This window comes from Lactobacillus melliventris, assembly GCF_042679465.1.
Classification (GTDB): domain Bacteria; phylum Bacillota; class Bacilli; order Lactobacillales; family Lactobacillaceae; genus Lactobacillus; species Lactobacillus melliventris.
On sequence record NZ_JBHTMT010000002.1, the window covers coordinates 1 to 19218 of the forward strand.

The following is a 19218-nucleotide window of genomic DNA, read 5'->3' on the forward strand; positions in this document are numbered from 1 at the left end:
CGACCCCGATCAAATATCGAAATCGTGCATTGAGTCTTGCGTAATATTAAAATGTCTAACTTTTTAGTTGCACTTCATAAAGAGGGTTCTTTAAAGATTTCCTTAATTACAATTTTTTAATAATTGCAATAATTGTATAAATATCGCTGTCGTTAAATAAAAAATTAAAAGCTTTTTCAACTGGGCGCAGTGCATGCTCTATAAATTTAAAATCAATTTTTAAGCTGTTAAGAATAGTTGCTGATAATTTGATATTTTGTCTAGGCTCTCCACTTAATCCGCTTTCTAAAATACCAACTATATGCGTAAACAGTCCAATTTGAATATCTTCTGACAAATGATATTGTTCAGTCAATTGATCTAAAACTTGAGGCATTGTTTGTTTGAGCAAACTAACTTGTACATATTTCAACTCTTTCTCATAGTAGTTATAAACTTGATCATAAACAGTTGTAGTGGTCTCAATCGGCAAAAAATTCAATATTCGATCTAGATTATCATGTGAATTCTCGAAAATTTTAGCGATTGGAATAAAAGGTATTCCGAATAAATTCGGATTGTATGTACCAATAAATTCTTTAATATTATACGTTTTGCGCCATTCTTGAACATTTTTTGCTAATTTTTCACGATTTGAAATACTCATTGGCTTTACAAGCCAACCTAGGCGAGAATATTGATTAATATAATCGCGTAATTGTATTGCTCCACCTTCGCCAGTATGGCAAAGGGTGATAATCATATTTTGTTTATTATTAAATTGACTATGATTATATGTTTCCATATTAGAAATGACATTGTGATAAACATCATCAATATTCGTATTTAGTAGCGCTTTTCTGCTAATTTCCAACCCAATTAATGTAATCGGAATATTGAGTAAACGAATCGGAATTTGTGTTTCATCAATTATACGTTCAAAAATCTCTTTAAACGATCCCATATCATAAATTACAATAACTCCAGCGCCTTGATTTATTTTAAAAATTAACTTTTTCAGCTCTTTAAAAACTACATTTAAATTTTTATCTAGTTGCATATCATAGGCATAAGAATTATGAGCATGGTTTAAAGCATTTGTTACTTCGCTAATATAATGGGCGGCACCATTGCCATGCATGGCAAACAATATTACGGGCTTACCTTCCTTAGTACGTGACTCAACTAAGAATGTTAGCAAAACCATAGTTTCGTTTTCGGAAAAAGTGTAATGAAATTTTTCCTTTAACTGAGAAACAAATTTTCTAGTTAACGCTAATTCTTGAGGATACTCTATTTTAAGAGAAGCTATTTCTTTTTGATTAAGTGTATGCTCACTTTTACTGTTTAACTTGATAATAGAATTAAGGTGTAAGCATAAACCATAAAAAATATTTTGATCAAACTCACGGTTCAATTGTGCTGACGCATGATTCAAAAAATTTCTGGTCATTTTGATCAAATCAGTTGACACTAATTTACCTAGTTCAGTCAAATATTCATTTTCTTGATGTCGCAACGCTTCATTAATATGAAAGCCATATTTGTTATAGAGACTCTCAATCCGTTCAAATACTGACTTTTTAATGACTCTGGGTTCTAAGCCCTCTTGCGCCAAATTTTGGTAATTCTGACTAATACTTTGATATAATTTTTGTTCGTATTTTTCATTATAATCAGCTAAAGCATTACTTTTATTACCCTCAAAAACATAGTTTTCATGATTCTGAAGCAGCGCTTTTACTTTCTGACTTTGTTCAATATTAAGTGTTTTCTCAAATATAAAGTTATTAGGAAAATCACTTTTCATAATAAATTCTTGCTCTTGAAGATCATCTAAAGAACGTAAATAAGCTTTAGCCGAAGCGAATACTATTACTTTTTCTAATTCTTTAAAGCCCTGCTTATATTCATGAATTGCTAATCCAAGCAGAATTTGAGAGCTAACGACAATCGCTTTCTTCGCAGATTTTGCTTGTTTATCAAATAAATTTTGAATTATACCTAACTTTTCACTAAGTGGTCGATCATTAAGATTGGGCAAAACTATTTTAATAGATGTCCTTATCAAATCTTTGTTTTCTAAAGTAGTCGAAAACAAAACTAAATTATGTTTTAAATTACTAGTTTGGTCAATTAAATGATTGATTTGGTAGACCTGGGCACTAGTTAGTTTTTCATAATGATTAATCATGATCACACTATTTTGATAACGAGTTAAAAAACTATCCCCAGAATTAGATCCAAAAAGTGCTTTATTTATATCCGGTGTAATAATGCAATTAATTTCATGATAACTTGCTTTTCTAGGCAAAACATTTTTATCCTTAGCATACTCAATTATTGCTTTGGAAAAATATGTACTGCCACTTCCGGGCTCAGCAATAATTTGTAGCGGAAGCATACCACTTGGGTAAAGAATTGCTGCTTTGGCTTGTTTCACAGCATCAGCCAAACTACCCTTAGAACCAATCAGCTGATCAAAGGCATCATGAGTAACTTGATCAGATAAACGATATTTGACAGGTCTAGTCTTAGTTTTAGTCAGCAATTTTTCCTTAACCAATTGGTTAAGCATCGCACTTGCATTAGGTCTTTTAGTTTGTAAATAGTTGGCAACTTCTTCAGTATTTACCCCATTATTTTGATCTAATTTCTGTTCCTTAAAAAACTTCTGTTGAATATAGCGATAAGCCTTCTCTTTATTTGTTATCATTTTGTCACCTAAATATACACTACCACTAGTTTGAGTTTAGTGTATATCTAGTGAGAATTTTTGCCAACTCCAAAAAGTCTTATAAATGGCTAATTCATATCCATGCTTACATATAAAATTTGGCATAATCAGTGACTAGTTCTTAATATCTCTAAATAATTAGACCTCTTAACACACTTAGAGTTTTTGTTTAGCTAATTAATCATAAAAAAGCCCCAAAAGCTGTTTAACTTTTGGAACTTACATCAATTTTTATGTTAAATACGATATTTTTATTTTTGCTTTTCAAAAAATCTAGTTATTTCTTTGCCATATTCAGGCATCCCTAATAAAGAAAAGTTTTCAATTGCCTTATGACAAATCTGTAAATACTTATCCTTAGCGTCATAGTGGTACATAATCATGTTTTCAAGTAATACTATGGCATTTTTATAGAAAAATAATTCTGGTTTAGTTGATATTTGATTTGCTGCCTTAATTAGGAATTTGGTTTCATCATACTTTTTTTCTTCAATGCACTGAATTAATAAATTACCAATAACAGTTAAAATCATTTCTAAAATTTTTACATCATTTGATCCTTGAAATTGTTTAATTATCCCTCTAGAAATTATTACATTACTTTCTAGATCATAAAACATCATAAAATTGCAATAAAGGACTAACGTAGATTTATCAAAATTGGGTCTACTAAAGATCTTATCTTTTAAAGCTTGCTTTTCTTTATCATTTAAATCCTCGTTATTTACATTCGCAATATAAGCATCTAGATAAAGTAGATCATCTTCTTTATTAGGTAAATCACTTTCTTTAACAATCTCTTTCAATTTTACCAATTCATTTTTGGCATTGCGATAATAAGCATCACATATTACATCCATTAACTCCTGCTCTTGATTGTAACCCTTCTGCTTAGAATTATTTAATTCGCTAAAAAAATCAATTAAAGAAACAGAATTATAATTTAACAAACTTATTAAGTCTTCTGCAGATATACGATGGATTCCCTTCTCTACTTTAGAATAATAAGAAGGGCTTACAATATTTCCTATCCATTCTCGTTGCGTTTTTTCTCTATTTAAGCGATATTTTTTTAACAAGTTACCAATAGTCATGTACTCCTCCTCTTATTTCCAATATAACATTCCCATTTGACAAAAAATTTCGAATACGAAACTTTTATATTTTTTATTATAGTCAAAATATACTGTAAATATCATTACGAAGAAATAATATTTGATGAAGGAGAAACAGAAGTCATGGGTATCTTTTTAAAAAATAAAAATTATAGAAAGTTCACGATTGCTAGCTGGGTATCTGGAGCAGGCAATATTCTTTTTTACCTGGCTCTTATGACCTATGCCAGCAAATTACAAAATTATTCATTAGCATTATCTTTAATAGCTATTACTGAATCTCTCCCAGATTTAATTCAAAGTCTTAGTGGTTACTTGGCCGACAGAACGCATAATAAATATCGTGTTATTGTCTGGCTTGCTATTATTCGTTTTGCATTGTACATGCTAGTTGGCATACTCTTTGCAATCAACATTAACGGTTGGAATCTTGTGCTAATAGTTATTGGACTTAATTTTATATCTGACCTTTCTGGTATGTATTCTGGTGGCTTACAAACTCCCCTAATTGTTGGCTTAGTTGGGGAAAATGAAATGGCAGAAGCACAAGGCTTTACCAGTGGTATCTCGCAGTTAATTATATTAGCTGCACAATTTATTGGATCTGGTCTCCTACTTTTCATGTCTTACTCAGAACTAGCAATTGTCAATGCATTAACTTTCTTAGCAGCTGGGTTAATTTTTGCCAATATAGGCTCGAAAGTTCGTAAGCAACACATTCAAAAAGAAGATGTCAATGATCAGAACTTTTTTGCAACAATCAAGTCATCACTTAAACAGGTACGACAAGCACATGGACTCTTAACCATCGTTTTAGTTGTAGCCTTACTTAATGGCTTACTTAGTTCAATAGAACCACTAATTTCAATTGTTATCGCTGGTCATAAAAGTATGCTTATTGGTAACTATAGCTTCACAATCGCACTCTTAGGAGCTGCTGCAGCTATTGGATTAGCTTCAGGTAGTGAGGTACTAAGCTCTTAAAGAACGTTTCACTTTTCCAGCTTTCTTTATTATCTACTGTTAATAGTGCTGTTATGGCAATTGCTATTTTAAATAAAAATATTGTATTTTGCCTTGTCCTAATGTCAACTCTTGGTTTTTTTGCTGGTACAAATAGTCCTAAATTAATGCAATGGCTAGTTGTTTCAGTGGACCGCAAAATTTTAGCCTCTTCAGCAGGTCTTTTAAATACGATCTTAACAATTGCAGGACCAGTAATGACAACGTTTTTTACATCTATTGCTGGAACAATCAATGTTAATTATGCACTTTATGGCGTTTTAGGACTTAGCGTCATAGTTTTCACTACTACTTTGCTTGTAATGATAAAAGTTAACAAGATAAAACAAGCAGAACTTGCATAATAATTTCTAACTAACTTTTCTCATTAAATACCTTATACTAATCGCAATAAGGAGAAGAAACCGCTCAAGTCATTGTTTCATCATTCAAACAAGTAAAAAAATGGTTCATTAAGGTAGTTTATTCCGAAGATTAAAAATAGCAATCACCACTAACTAAGTTAGGGACGATTGCTATAGAATTAGCAATTTTAATTTAAACTAGCTGATTTTACGATCTCTAAGCATGTAGAAAACGCCAAGCAACATAAACACTACTAATAGTGTAATAAATGGTGGGAATAAGCGGCCAAATCCCTGTACTATTCCAAATCCTAAGAGAGTTATTACAGAATACGAAAGCAGGAGTATCCCACGATTCTGTTTCATAAATTTAAAAAAGGGCTTATCCTTATAAATTTGTGCAAGGCGAAACATTGCGGTTATAACAGCCATGTACCCTATTATTTCAGACATAATTTCATCACTTTCTGTTAATCATGATTAAGGAACTGCTATGATATAAATCCCTGTAAGGTTGACATCTATATAAATATAATTGTGTAGATGTGTATTATTCATATAGTCCAAATCATTTCTGACTTTCATAAAACAGGCTGAGCCAATGGCACTAGTTGTTCCTGTCTATTCGTTTATGCATTTAGTATACATTAAAATAATAAAAAAACATTTAAAATAAAAAATTAATGTTTTTAATTTAAATTATATAAAAGCAACTTAACATAATGCACATTGAACGAAGTTGCTATGAAACTTAGAGCTACACGGCTTAAAACTGCAACAAATAATTGTTTATGAAATTGAAGCCATATAGCAAAAGGAAAGACTGATTTAACAGCCTTCCCTTTTTTCGTTACCTAGTAATTTCACAATTAGACCAATTATAATTCAAACTTTTACCATTTAATATAATTGTACCTAATATTCAAAACAACTACTATATTTATTAATCATTATCGACTTTTATATTCTCATAAAAGAACTTTTCTACCTTTTTACCATACTCTGGCATACCAAGCAAAGCTAGATTTTCAATTCCCTTTTTACATTTAGCTAAATACTTTGGGCTGTTTTCATCATGATAAGCAATTATATTGATAAAAATCAATAGCATGTTTTTATAAAAAAACAGCTCTGGTTTTGACTCCACTCCAACTGCTATCTTAATAAACGGTTTAGTTACTTCATATCTTTTTTGTTCAATGCATAAACTTAGTAAATTAGCTATTATTGCCAATATTATTGATTGAATCTTTGTATCTGCACTATTTTGATACTGTTGCATAATCCTTTGGCAAAGTAAAAGATTACTATCTATATCGTAAAAAGGCATAAACGAACAATACATAGCTAACTTACTTCTATCAAACTTTGTCGTATTAAAAATTTTTTCTTTAATCGCTTCTTTAGTTTTTTTATCCAAACTATCTACATCATCATTTAATAATGCAATATAAGCATCTATAGTAATTATTAAATCATTATTAGCAAAAATATCATTTTCATTAATTAAGTGTTTTAACCGTAATAATTGCGCTTTAGAATTTTGATAATACGCATCACCTGCCAGCCGCTCAAAGATTGCTTGTTGCTTATGTCGTAATTGCGCTTTACTATTTAATTTACTAAAAAAATCAATTGGCGAAACATTATTAGCCTCTAACAAAGCAATTAAGTCTTCTGCTGAAATACGGTGAATATTTTTTTCAACCTTAGAATAATACGAAGGGCTGATTACGTTGCTAGCCCATTCTTTTTGAGTTTTACCTTGTTCCAATCTGTATTGTCTCAATAATTCATATATCTTCATTAATTTACCTCCCTCTTTCTTATTTAGCCAAAAAAATTCGAATTCGCCATTTTATCATTTAAAATTATAAACCCAAATATAATAAAAATAGCGTTTATAAAGAAATAGGAGGCATAGTTTTGGATATTTTTTTAAGAAATACAAATTATAGAAAATTTTCTTTAGCCAGCTGGTTATCAAGTGCCGGCAACATACTTTTTTATCTAGCTCTTATGACTTATGCTAGTAGACTTAAAAATTACTCTTTAGCTCTTTCTTTGATTGCAATTACAGAGTCTTTACCTAATCTAATTCAAAGTCTTAGTGGGTATCTAGCTGATCGGACAAAAAACAAGTATCATGTCATTGTTTGGCTAGCAGTAATTAGATTCGCACTATATATGTTAGTAGGGTTATTATTTGCAACTAACATATCTGGCTGGAATTTAGTATTACTGGTTATCGGACTTAATTTCATTTCAGATCTTTCGGGTAAATATTCAGGAGGCTTGCAAACTCCACTAATAGTTAGTCTAGTTGGTGAAAATGAAATGTCTGAAGCTCAAGGCTTTACTAATGGCATTTCACAGCTAATTACTATGATCGCACAATTCGCTGGGTCTGGCCTTCTACTATTTATGTCATACTCAGGATTAGCAATTGTTAATGCCATTACTTTTTTAGTAGCTGGTATCATCTACGCTAACATTGGTATGAATGTTAAAAAACAAGAAGTAAATAATCAGCCAGAAGAAGTTAACACTCAAAAATTCGGAGCAACCATTGTTTCTTCACTTAAACAAGTTAAACAAGCTAATGGCCTCTTAACGATTGTTTTGGTCATCGCTTTGCTTAATGGCCTTCTTAGCACAGTCGAACCACTAATTTCAATTGTACTTGCTGGCAATAAAAACATGTTAATTGGCAATTATAGTTTTACAATAGCTGTGGTTAGCACTGTTGCAGCTATTGGCATGGCATCTGGCAGCACAATTGGTACTAAGATATTTAAAAACACTTCATTATTTTTAATTGTCCTTGCAGACACTATTGCTACTATTACTTTAGCTATTGCTATTATTTATGGAAACATTTTTGCTAGTTTATTTTGCTTAACAATATTAGGATTTTTGGCTGGTATTGTAAGCCCTAAATTACTACAGTGGCTTGTTACTACTGTTGATCGTAAAATTTTATCTTCATCTGTTGGTTTGTTAAATACAATTTTAGTGATGGCTGGCCCTTTAACCACTACAGTTTTTACAAGCATTGCTAGTGCAACTGACATTACGTATGCTCTATATGGAATCATTATACTGGGTATTGCAGTTTTTATTGCTATTTCAATTGTATTATTAAAAATCAATAAAGCTGATTAAACTTTGCGCCGAACCAATAAACACCTTTTACCTGCGTCTGGGGCGACCTGAAAGAATCGCTTTTTTGTTTCTTTTTAAAAGATAATCGTGCCCTAAAAGGACTAACTCCGTTTGAATATCGGAATACCGCCTTAGCAAACATGAATTAATGTTAACGTCCAATTCTAGGGGTTAACTTCAGTGGTCAAAATTATTCTAAAGATGATATTATATCTGTAGCACCTAAAAAAGTATTACTTCGCAGAGTAATACTTTGATTTATATTTAGTCTCTAAAACATTATTCTCTTTTGAATAATGTTTTTTGTTAGTGTCGACCCCATCCAACTTGATCGCCAAATACGATACCAATTTTTAAAAACATTTTTTACCATCTCCTTTATAGAGAACCTACTTATCTTTATAAATTTTTCCTGGTCTAAACTTTATAAATAATCCATCCACAAATGCTTCATAAACATGATCATCTACTTTAGACTTTATTTTTAAATCTTTACTTAACTTATTCAAAACATTTTTCCCATGTTTCTAATCAATCTAAATTGAGCCCAATATGAATTAATTTACGTAATAAATTTTCAATTTTCTTACTCCTTTCTATTTACTCCTAGTTTATTACGATTTTATATAAGCATATAAAAAATGTCATATTTAACTCTTAATGGTTTAATACGACATTTTAAAATCTCATTTATTAGCAAGCATTAATTCTTCAAGCTCTTTACCATAACTGGGCATACCAGCAATTTTTATACATTTAGTTATTGTTTGTACTTCATCAAGATACTTGGAATTTTGATCATAATGATATTTGATTATATTCTCAAAAGCTGGGGCAATAGTTTTATAGAAAAATATATCTGGTTTTGTTTTGATTTGTTGTTCACTACTAACATAAAATGCTGTTTCTTCAAATTTTTTGTTACGAATACACAAAATCATCATATTAATAATTATAGATAAAACTAACTTCTGAATATCTATACTACTTGAGCCAATAAACTGACGTATTACTCTTTTTGAAATCAATAAATTACTATCTAAATCATAAAAACTCATAAGGTTGCAGTACAATCTTAAATTATCAGAATTAAAATGAGAAACATCAAACGTTCTCTCTTTCAATCTATCTATAACGCCACTATCAATACTGGAAAGATTTTTGTTAATTATTGCAATAAATATATCAATTATATCTAATTTATCTTCTTTATTTGGAAAATCACTTTCTGCAACAAAATTTCGTATTTGTTGCAGATCATGCACAGAGTTTTGATAATACGCTTCATTAATCATCCGATCGATTTCTAGATTTTCATCATGTACAGTCTTAGCCTGGTGATTTAACTTATCAAAGAAATCAGTTAATGAAATTTTGTTAGCATGTAATAGCTCAATTAAATTATCTGCTGAAATGCTGCTTAAATTTTTTTCAACTTTTGCATAAAATGACGGGCTTACCACATCATTAACCCATTGTTTTTGTGTTTTCTTTTGCTGAATACGATAGTCTTTTAGTAATTCACCAATTGTCATTTAAATTTCCTCAACTATTTGATTAACTATCAAATATTACACTTTTTAATTTTATTATAATCAAAAAATATAAAAGTATCATTAAATTTAAAATGAAAATTATATAATACTGAGGTAAAAATTGGTTATTACATTCTGTCAATGTCTAATGTCTTATTTTATGTTATTTAATATCGCAACCAAGTAAGCACTCTTAGAACTTTTTGCAACTTATTTTTTATCCTCAAATTGGTATTGATTAAAATCAACAACTACATCATACTTTTGCAGTTCTTCTGGATCGTAATGATGAATAACTTCAACAAAAGTAAAGTTTGAATCAAAAATATATTGGTGAATCGCCTTTGACGAAGTTTTATCAAGTGAAGCATTAATCTCATCCAGTAATAAAATTGGTCGATTGGCTAAAATAGCCCGTGCCACCTCAATTCTGGACAATTGGCCACCAGATAGTTGATCTGCATTGTCACCTAATTGATAATCAAATCCCTTTTCTTTAATTAACTGCCCTAATTGTAAACCTTGACACACTTCAAGAACTTTTTCTTTAGCTATATTGGCACCCAGAGTTAGATTGAACCAAAGCGTATCAGAAAAAATAACTGCACTCTGGCTGGAATAGGCAAACAACTTAGTAAACGATCCTGCCGCTACTTCGTTATGATCAAGTATAATTTTTTTAGATTTACCATACTTACCATACATTAGAAACTGTAACATCGTAGATTTCCCTGATCCTGAGGGTCCGATGACCGCAACTTTTTGGCCAGACTTAATATCAAGATTAATATGTTGTGCTAATACCTTATCCTGACGCATTAAATCTAGGTCTTGCACTTGTAGTTCATTAAATATAGGATTGTTGGTTTGTTCACGCTCCACATTATCTGCTTTTTGTATATATTGCTTTATCTTTCGAACAATTGGCTTTGTAGTAGACAAATTATTTCGTTCTTGCAAAATTTGTAAAATTGGATTTACAAATGAATTAGATAATTGCGTTATTGCAAAAAGAGCACCTAAAGTAGTTTGACCTTTAATTACTAATGCAATACCAATTGCAAACGGCAATAAATAAGTACCCATAATTGCAATTGCATTAAGAAAAGCACTGGTATTAGTATTAAGCACATTCATCTTGGCTAATTTTTCTTCTAATTGGTTAACTTTATACTGATTTTGTTTAACTGCATTATCCTGCTTATCATATAAATTAAAGGTAGCAGTACCAGATAACAAATTTTTAGTTTGATTAACATATTTATCATTAGCATTTGTCCAAGCCTCTGCAGCATTTTGAATAGGCTTTTGGAAAAAGGTGGAAACAATTGTTGGTATAACCGAACCAATAAAGAATATTATTGTAAGCTGCCAATTTAGATACAAAGCGAATGCCATAGCAAATACGACAGTGTATGAATAAATCAAAATTCCTATTTCAGCATCATAGCGATTTGTTTCCAAAAGTTTAAAATCATTAGTTAAGAAACCTAAATTAGAAGCATCTTCTTGCTCATCCGAGAGCATACCCCTCATCACTTTAAGCCTTAACTTAGTATTGACCTGCTTAGCAGCGTCTGCTTTAAGATAATCAAAAATTAATGTGGCGATTAAAATTAAGATCAATAACAAAATGTTTTTACCAAAAAAGATTGGAATAGCTGCAAAATTTTTAGCCGTTGCCAAATTAATTAACGAACCAACAATGTATGCTGTAACAATATTCTGCATACTGGAAATTAATCCGAAAATATTTAAACAAAAAAACTTAAAGTGCGAGTAGTATTTGTAAACCATGATTTTCTCCTTAATTTGCTTTAATCTCACTTTGCATGTAATGGAAAATACCTAAATACTTCCCAATACATTTCTTTTCCATTACTACATGTAGAGTATTTACCTTCATATCTCGACTATGCTGTATTTTGATATAACTAATATAATTTATTTTTTATGTTTATTAATAAAACTGTCATATTTGACATAAATATGCTAGATATGACAAATCCAAGACTAACAGAATTTATTTCCTATCCACTTTCACCTATGCCAAAATAACTCAACATAGTGTATTAATTGAAGTAGCGCTAAAGTCAAGTGGCTAGCAACTTTAAAAGGTTCATAAAAAATAAAGTAGTAATCAAAAAGAGGTAGGACAAAAGCCCACCTCTTTCTGATTACTACTTAAATAACCGGAGTATCTTTTCGATTAAATTGGCTAATTTATCAAGATCTTGTCCTAGCTCGCGCAATGCAGGCGTTATACTGGTTAGTAGTAAATACGTTAGAAGAAACAAAAGTACAACCTTTCCCATGCAATCACCTTTTTCGGGGAGGATCGAAAGTCGTACTTCACTATTCTATCATGTGTTCTTGTGCTATAATTTCAGTAGGAGAAATAAAGTGCGATCTTCGCATGCAAAAGAGGCGTACTAGACGTCTAGGCAATCCAATGGATTGCCTTTTTGTATAGCTCCACTTTAACAGCACAGTCGCTTACTGGACTGCACGAACAATCGTATTTATTTATCTTTAAAACAATTTAAAAGGTGTGACTATAACATGAATACTACTTTAGTAATAATAATTATTATTTTAGCTTTAGAGCTTCTGCCAATTGATACTTGGCTTATTAAGTATAATATGGCGATTGCTAAACCTATATTTTTTAGTTTAGCGTTGATTGCCGTGTTTATTCTCTCTCTAGTAGGCTTTTCAAAAGCTTTTCATTGGTATGATTATCTAATAGCGGTTATTGCATGTATTTATGAGTGGATAATATTCTTCAGAAATACTCAAAATAAGCAAAAGCAAACTAATTAGTTGTGCCAAAGATGATAGATTTCAATTTTATCTTGTTTAGATAAATTAAACATAAAAATACCCCCAAATTTGGGGGTACTTCAAAATCAAACATGGCTTTTTCAAGTTTATTTATTTGCAACTAAAAGCTCTTCTAACTCCTTACCATAATCCGGCATTCCCGCTAATTTGATACTTTTAATTATTATTTCTGTTTCATCCAGATATTTTTTATCATGATTATTTTGATATTTAACTATATTATAAAATGCCGGTATCAGCAGCTTATAAAAGAAAACCTCCGGTTTTGTTTTTATTTGATCCGCATAATTAACAAATACCTCAGTTTCTTCAAATCGCTTATTTCTAATGCAAAAAATCAGCATATTGATAATGATAGCCAAAATTTTTTCTTGTATTCTGACACTGCTTGATCCAACAAGCTGTTTTATTATCCTTTTAGATAGCAATAAGTTGCTATTCAAATCATAAAAGCTCATGAAATTACAGTACATAATTAATCCATCTTCATCAAAATTAGAAATATTAAAAACTTTTTCTTTCATTCTGTCTATAACTTCTTTATCTAGCATTGTAAGGTCTTTACTAATTACCGCAATATAGGCATCAATAAGAAGTAATTCATCATTTTTATTAGGTAATTCACCTTCAGCAACTACATCTCGTATTTGTTGCAACTCTTTTTTAGAATTTTGGTAATATGCTTCATTAATAAGTCGATTTATTTCTAATTCTTGTTGATTAATCGACTTATCTTTTTGATTTAATTTACTGAAAAAATCAATCACTGGAATTTGATTAGAATGTAGTAATTCAATTAAATCTTCGGCAGAAATCCGACTTAAATTTTTTTCTACTTTCGCATAGAATGAAGGGCTTATCACATCTTTTGCCCATTGTTTCTGCGTCTTTTTTTGACTTATCCGATAATCTTTTAACAACTCCCCAATTGTCATTTTTATTCCTTCTAACTTTAAACTGTCAAATATGACATTCCTCTCTTTTTCATTATAACCAAAATATACTAAATATATAGTTAAGAAAAGAGGTAAAAACATGAACATTTTTTTAAAGAATAAAAATTACAGAAAATTCACCCTCGCCAGCTGGTTATCCGGCGCAGGCAACATCCTGTTCTACCTGGCCCTCATGACTTATGCTAGCAAGTTAAAAAATTATTCCCTGGCATTATCTTTAATTGCAATTACCGAGTCTCTGCCTGATTTAATTCAAAGTTTCAGCGGCTACCTGGCTGACCGGACACACAATAAGTATCGCGTAATTGTCTGGCTGGCAGTTATTCGCTTTGCGTTATACATGCTGGTGGGTCTGCTTTTTGCCACCAATATTGCCGGCTGGAACCTGGTCTTAATGGTTATCGGACTCAACTTTGTATCTGATCTTTCCGGCATGTACTCTGGCGGTTTACAAACGCCGCTAATCGTTGGCCTCGTCGGTGAAAACGAAATGGCCGAAGCTCAGGGTTTTACAAGCGGCGTATCACAACTAATTACGCTAGTTGCACAATTTGTTGGCTCCGGGCTCCTGCTCTTCATGTCATACTCAGAACTGGCTATTGTCAACGCACTAACCTTCTTAGCAGCAGGCTTACTTTATGCCAACATTGGGACGAACGTTCATAAGCAACAGCCTGAGCAGACAGAAGAGGTCAATGACCAAAACTTCTTTGCCACAATTGGTTCATCATTTAAGCAAGTAAGGCAAGCCCACGGACTTTTAACGATTGTTTTAGTTGTAGCTATGCTTAATGGCTTGCTCAGTTCTGTCCAGCCATTAATTTCAATCGTTATTGCAGGAAACAAAAGCATGCTTATCGGCAGCTATAGTTTCACCATCGCACTTCTAGGAGCCGCTGCCGCAATTGGTTTAGCTCTTGGCAGTGCAGTCGGCACCAAACTCCTTAAAAACACATCGCTTTTCCAGCTATCTTTATTATCTACTATTAGTAGTGCCATTATGGCTATTGTCATCCTAAATAAGAATATCGTGTTCTGTCTTATTCTAATGACCACTCTTGGTTTCTTAGCTGGTACGAGCAGTCCCAAGTTAATGCAATGGTTGGTTATCTCCGTAGATCGCAAAATATTATCTTCTTCAGCAGGGCTTTTAAACACAATCTTGGCAATCGCCGGTCCTTTAATGACGACATTATTTACCACCATAGCTGGTACAATCAACGTTAATTACGCCTTGTACGGTGTCCTAGTACTTAGTGCAATCGTCTTCACTGTTACTTTAATTGTAATGATAAAAGTCAACAAAACAAAACAAGCTGAAATTGCATAAAAATTTATTGATGTTTTTACCTAAAAAATCCAGACCAATCTAACTTAACATAATGTCATTGAACAAAGTTGCTACAGAGAACAGAAACCTAAGGGGCAATTTAGCAATAAATATTGGTGAACTGTAAGCAATATAGGAAAAGGAAAGACTGTCAGTTTAGTCTTTCCTTTTTTCATGGCTAGCCAATTTTACACTTATATTACTTAATAAAGTTATTGTCGGGACGGTCTTTTTGTTTACTTGTGTTTGTTGACATAAGGCAATAATACGTGAGGCAAATTCCAGCACTAGTTTTAATGCATGGTAAACACTCAATGGCTGAACACCTTTCTAAAGGACTTCATGCCATATGCACTCTTCCTCTCAAAACAATTTACCATCAATTAAAGCCAGCTATATCAAGAACCACAGTATTCTTGAATAACAAAAGGCAGTTAGTTCAATGAACTACCTTCCTTCATCTTGCTATATTTGTAATCAATGCTACTTAACAAGTAGCATCATTTTTTCTTTTCTTCAAAAAACGAGTTATTGCCGTATATATAGCAATGACCATAACTACAGATACATAAGCTGTACCTAACATGATTTCTGTGAACCAAAAATCCTTTATTGCGCTCGCCTCATGGACTCCAAAAATCATAGTGCCAAAACTATAATATGCGGAAAAAAGTGTGATCAAAACCAGTCCGACAACTATAATCAGTAATAAACTTGTTAGCCAATCTAAAAACTTTTTAATAGAATTCAAACTTGTCACACTTTCCATTGCGCTATAGTAAACAGCAAATACTTACTTAAAATAGTTTAATTGTAGCAAAAAGCGCTTTTTAGACCAACCCAAATTTAGATATAAGTATCCTTTTGCAAATTATACATATTATGATAATCAGCATTACTTCTGATTAATTTTTCGTGTGTATCAAAGCCGAGAATTCTACCATTTTGTAAAAAGAGAATCTTATCTGCATATTTCACCGCAGACAAGCGCTGAGTTACAAAAATAATTGTTTTGCCTTTGTTTTCTTTCGGTAAATTGTAAAACAGAGTTTGAATTTTATGACTGGCCTGAATTCAAGAATTTTTTAGATAAAATGTCTAGCTTTTTAGTTGCACTTCAATTGGACCTAAGTCCATCTGGAGGGTTTTACTATGGTCAATTTTCCGTTGAACAAAAATTACAGGCACTCAGCTTACATGAGGAGGGCTACAGCACTGTTCTGTGGCTCAAACAATTGACACTGATTCACATCAACTAATTGATACCTAGACGAATACTTACAATTTCAAACTTGACTAAAAGCCGTGGCATCCACCAGTCCATACCACGCAAAGGCAACGGACTGATGGTGGGCTTTCTTTGGCACCTTAAAGTGGAATATGTTCTACGGCTTTGAACAGGCCTTCAAGAACTTACCTTCACCGGAACAAGCAAGCTGAAAGGACTAACCCCGATTTAATATCGGAAGTTAGTCCTTAACCAGAAATTATTAAACTACTTTAATTTCAAGGGGCATATCTATTTTTAGTCTGAATGCTCAATCAAAACATCGCCAAACTATAGCAACAGAATCTGATGAATAATCATGTTAATGCCATGCGGATTCTTTTTACTTCTTGGCCTTATGCCTGACCACGCCGAGGTAGTAGACCGCCGCGAGCAGCAGCGTAACGCCGTAAATGTACTGCGTGCTGATTGCGCCCAGCCGGTCAACCACCAGTCCACCCGCCATCGTCCCGAGCGGTATCATGACGGACAGGATGCTGTCGTTGATGGTCTCGATGCGCCCCAGCACCGCAGATGAGAAGCTGACTTGCACCAGGGCCTCAAAGTCCGTGTTCATCATGGTGAGCCACAAAGAGGAGACGGCCGAGTTCAGCAGGATGAGCAGGACGCTCAGGCCCGCCGTCAGCGGAACCAGGAGGCGGAAGACGCCAGCACCCACAAAGCAAATTGCGATGAACAATTCCATGCTCTTCTTGCCCAGCTTGAAGTGCTGCACCAGGAAGGCACCAGCGATGCCGCCCAGAGACGAGGCCATCAGCAGGCCACCGTAGCCGATTGCCGAGTCATGAACGTAGTTCTGCCCAAAATACGGCAGGCCCACGTCGAAAATGCCGTAGAAGAAGTTGACGACGCACAGCGGCAGAATCAGTTCCAGGATGTTCTTTTCATCCTTCAGCGTCTGCCAGCCGATGCGCAGGTCCTTCCAGTAGGAGCCGGTGAAGTACTCCTCGCTCTCCAAGACGTCCTTGGCCAGGGCGTTAATCTGCAGGCGCCCGTAGGTTAGCAGGGCCAGCGCAAAAACCACGCCGGAGATGACCACGGTCATGCTGATTGACGTTGTCGCAATCAGAAAGGTGGCAAAACCGTCCAGAACTAAGTCCAAAACGCCGTAGGTCACCTCGAACAGGCCGTTGAAGTGGAGCATGTCCTTTTCCGCGACAAACAGCGGCAGCAGTTTGGTTTCGGCCGGGTAAATAATGGTTGAAAGAACCGTGGAGGCCGTGTAAAGAATTAAGACCACGGCGTCAGCCCCGATGCCGCCTTGGCCCAGCTGCAACACCCCCACCACCGCGGCGCTGATTGCGGCCTGAATGATGGTGGAATAGTTCAGCAGCTTCTTCATTGAGATGCGATCAATCAGAGGGCCCAGGCCGAACGAGACCATGTCAACCCCGGAAGTAACGGTCAACAGGACCGCTACCATGAAAGGTGAATGCCCGGTCTCCTTGAAGTACCAGAGCACCGCCATGTAGAACAGACTGTCGGCGATGTTGGTCGTGACTCGGCCAACTAGCAGCTTATAAACGTTTACATATTTTTTACATAACATAATACACTTTTTTAATTATAATCCTTTTCTTATTTTTAATAATACTCATAATCGGTTGGCTATAAATCCATAATGAATTTATACTTTTAAATAAACAAAAAATTCACAGTGGCCAATTTTTAACCACTAATGTACACCCCATATCAAGCAGATTCTCTTTAATCTGCTTAGCACGAGTTAAATTACCAGAAAACAATGCCGAATAATATTTAGCTGATATTATATAAATGATAAAATGAGTGTTTGACTCTAAGCTTTGAAGATAATTTATAGCATTCACTACATTAGCTCCAATTATCCCTATTTTTCCATTCAATCTTATTGTTTGAGAATATTTCCAATGTAAATAGTTAACACAAACGATGGCAAATCTTTCTTTCATAATTTCTGAAATGTTTTTAGATCGTGATATTTTATTAAAGAAAAAGACCATCTTTTTTTCAACAAATTCAATTGGTAAAATTTCAAATGATGTAGCAAACAAAAGTAAAGCTTGAATATTAAAAATCCAGTTACTCTCTTTATTTAAATCATCTATAATGGATTTCTTAAACTTATTATCTAAATCATCTGTAGTTTTTGTCAAAAAAGCAACAGCTATCTGTACTCTTTTTTTAAAATGAATACTAACATTAGCCTTTTTAATCTGCTCGAATGTTGTAACTGCTGCTACAATATCATGATTATTAAATGCAAGTCCAAATTGAGAGGATAATTTTTGTTCTAACCTATTGGAGGGAGGCATGTAAGTATCAGATACTTTATCAAAGAAATAAGATAAGTCTATATTGTGTTTTAGTAGTAATTTTATTAATAAATCACTGCTTATTCTTCTAGTACCATGGATCACACGTGAATACGTACCAGTTGTAATAATGCCAGCAGCCATTTCTTTTCCGGTTAGTCCAAGCTCTTTCTGCATTTCTTTCAATGCTTCACCAATTGTCATAACTAATCTACCTTTTATGGTTATTCTTCATCAAGCTCTATTTTATGTTGATAGCTATTTAACCAGTTCCTTTCTCTAGGAAAGAAAGGAACTCTACCACTAGGATCAGCAATAGTTGTCTTTTCTAAGAGATGTCCTACATAGAATCCAGTAATCTGTGCAGAATAAATAGCTTCTGGGACTCCAGATATTGGCATTGTTACACTTCCTATAGCAAACAAACCTGGTATTTTTGTTCTACCAAATGAATCTGTAACTATAAATCCATTTGATTGCAAAATCTTCAAATTTTTTAAAAAATTAGTAGAACCATTATTTAATTTATACGAGTTATAATCAAATAATAAACCGTCATACCTTTTTTTATACTAATATCAACACCGTCAAATCCGGTAGCCGAAACA

Annotated in this window: 12 protein-coding genes and 2 pseudogenes; 4 read left to right on the plus strand and 10 right to left on the minus strand. The window is 33.1% G+C overall.

Annotation, left to right across the window (positions count from 1 at the left end; translation table 11 throughout):
- Positions 1-106: 106 nt before the first annotated feature.
- Positions 107-2695, minus strand: coding sequence for a PRD domain-containing protein (locus ACFQ32_RS02780; RefSeq protein WP_046324011.1), 2589 nt, complete (start codon positions 2693-2695; stop codon positions 107-109).
- 272 nt (positions 2696-2967) lie between these two features.
- Entirely contained in the window at positions 2968-3810 is an 843-nt protein-coding gene (locus ACFQ32_RS02785; protein WP_046324010.1) for a helix-turn-helix domain-containing protein, read from the minus strand.
- Between the two features lie 144 nt (positions 3811-3954).
- On the opposite strand from ACFQ32_RS02785, the pseudogene ACFQ32_RS02790 reads away from it, so the two are divergent.
- Positions 3955-5198 (plus strand): annotated as a pseudogene (locus ACFQ32_RS02790) (MFS transporter).
- A 943-nt stretch (positions 5199-6141) separates the two neighbouring features.
- On the opposite strand, the gene ACFQ32_RS02795 reads toward ACFQ32_RS02790, so the two are convergent.
- Positions 6142-7005, minus strand: a complete 864-nt coding sequence (locus ACFQ32_RS02795) for a helix-turn-helix domain-containing protein (RefSeq protein ID WP_046324008.1) — start codon at positions 7003-7005, stop codon at positions 6142-6144.
- Between the two features lie 119 nt (positions 7006-7124).
- On the opposite strand from ACFQ32_RS02795, the gene ACFQ32_RS02800 reads away from it, so the two are divergent.
- Positions 7125-8363: an MFS transporter gene (locus ACFQ32_RS02800; protein WP_046324007.1), complete on the plus strand. Its 1239-nt coding sequence runs from the start codon at positions 7125-7127 to the stop codon at positions 8361-8363.
- 686 nt (positions 8364-9049) lie between these two features.
- Here ACFQ32_RS02800 and ACFQ32_RS02805 read toward each other — a convergent pair.
- Both ACFQ32_RS02805 and ACFQ32_RS02810 read right to left on the minus strand, forming a co-directional pair.
- Positions 9050-9898, minus strand: a complete 849-nt coding sequence (locus ACFQ32_RS02805; RefSeq protein WP_046324006.1) for a helix-turn-helix domain-containing protein — start codon at positions 9896-9898, stop codon at positions 9050-9052.
- A gap of 210 nt (positions 9899-10108) precedes the next feature.
- Positions 10109-11695, minus strand: a complete 1587-nt coding sequence (locus ACFQ32_RS02810) for an ATP-binding cassette domain-containing protein (RefSeq protein ID WP_379906895.1) — start codon at positions 11693-11695, stop codon at positions 10109-10111.
- 765 nt (positions 11696-12460) lie between these two features.
- On the opposite strand from ACFQ32_RS02810, the gene ACFQ32_RS02815 reads away from it, so the two are divergent.
- Positions 12461-12721 (plus strand): hypothetical protein, encoded by a 261-nt coding sequence (locus tag ACFQ32_RS02815; protein WP_046324003.1) that lies wholly within the window; start codon positions 12461-12463, stop codon positions 12719-12721.
- A 107-nt stretch (positions 12722-12828) separates the two neighbouring features.
- Here ACFQ32_RS02815 and ACFQ32_RS02820 read toward each other — a convergent pair whose 3' ends face one another.
- A complete protein-coding gene (locus ACFQ32_RS02820) occupies positions 12829-13779 on the minus strand; it encodes a helix-turn-helix domain-containing protein (RefSeq protein WP_167334227.1) in 951 nt (316 codons plus the stop codon).
- Between ACFQ32_RS02820 and ACFQ32_RS02825 the strand changes: the two genes are divergently transcribed.
- Positions 13778-15028, plus strand: coding sequence for an MFS transporter (locus ACFQ32_RS02825; RefSeq protein WP_046324001.1), 1251 nt, complete (start codon positions 13778-13780; stop codon positions 15026-15028). The genes ACFQ32_RS02820 and ACFQ32_RS02825 overlap by 2 nt on opposite strands.
- A gap of 487 nt (positions 15029-15515) precedes the next feature.
- Here ACFQ32_RS02825 and ACFQ32_RS02830 read toward each other — a convergent pair whose 3' ends face one another.
- The 4 genes and pseudogenes from ACFQ32_RS02830 to ACFQ32_RS02845 all read right to left on the minus strand — a co-directional run.
- Positions 15516-15788: a hypothetical protein gene (locus ACFQ32_RS02830; protein WP_122025410.1), complete on the minus strand. Its 273-nt coding sequence runs from the start codon at positions 15786-15788 to the stop codon at positions 15516-15518.
- 850 nt (positions 15789-16638) lie between these two features.
- Entirely contained in the window at positions 16639-17865 is a 1227-nt protein-coding gene (locus ACFQ32_RS02835) for an MFS transporter (protein WP_084619488.1), read from the minus strand.
- A gap of 103 nt (positions 17866-17968) precedes the next feature.
- Complete coding sequence (locus ACFQ32_RS02840; protein WP_046323997.1) at positions 17969-18814, minus strand: helix-turn-helix domain-containing protein; 846 nt, start codon at positions 18812-18814, stop codon at positions 17969-17971.
- 20 nt (positions 18815-18834) lie between these two features.
- Positions 18835-19110: pseudogene (locus ACFQ32_RS02845) on the minus strand (hypothetical protein); the annotation flags it as partial.
- Positions 19111-19218: the final 108 nt, after the last annotated feature.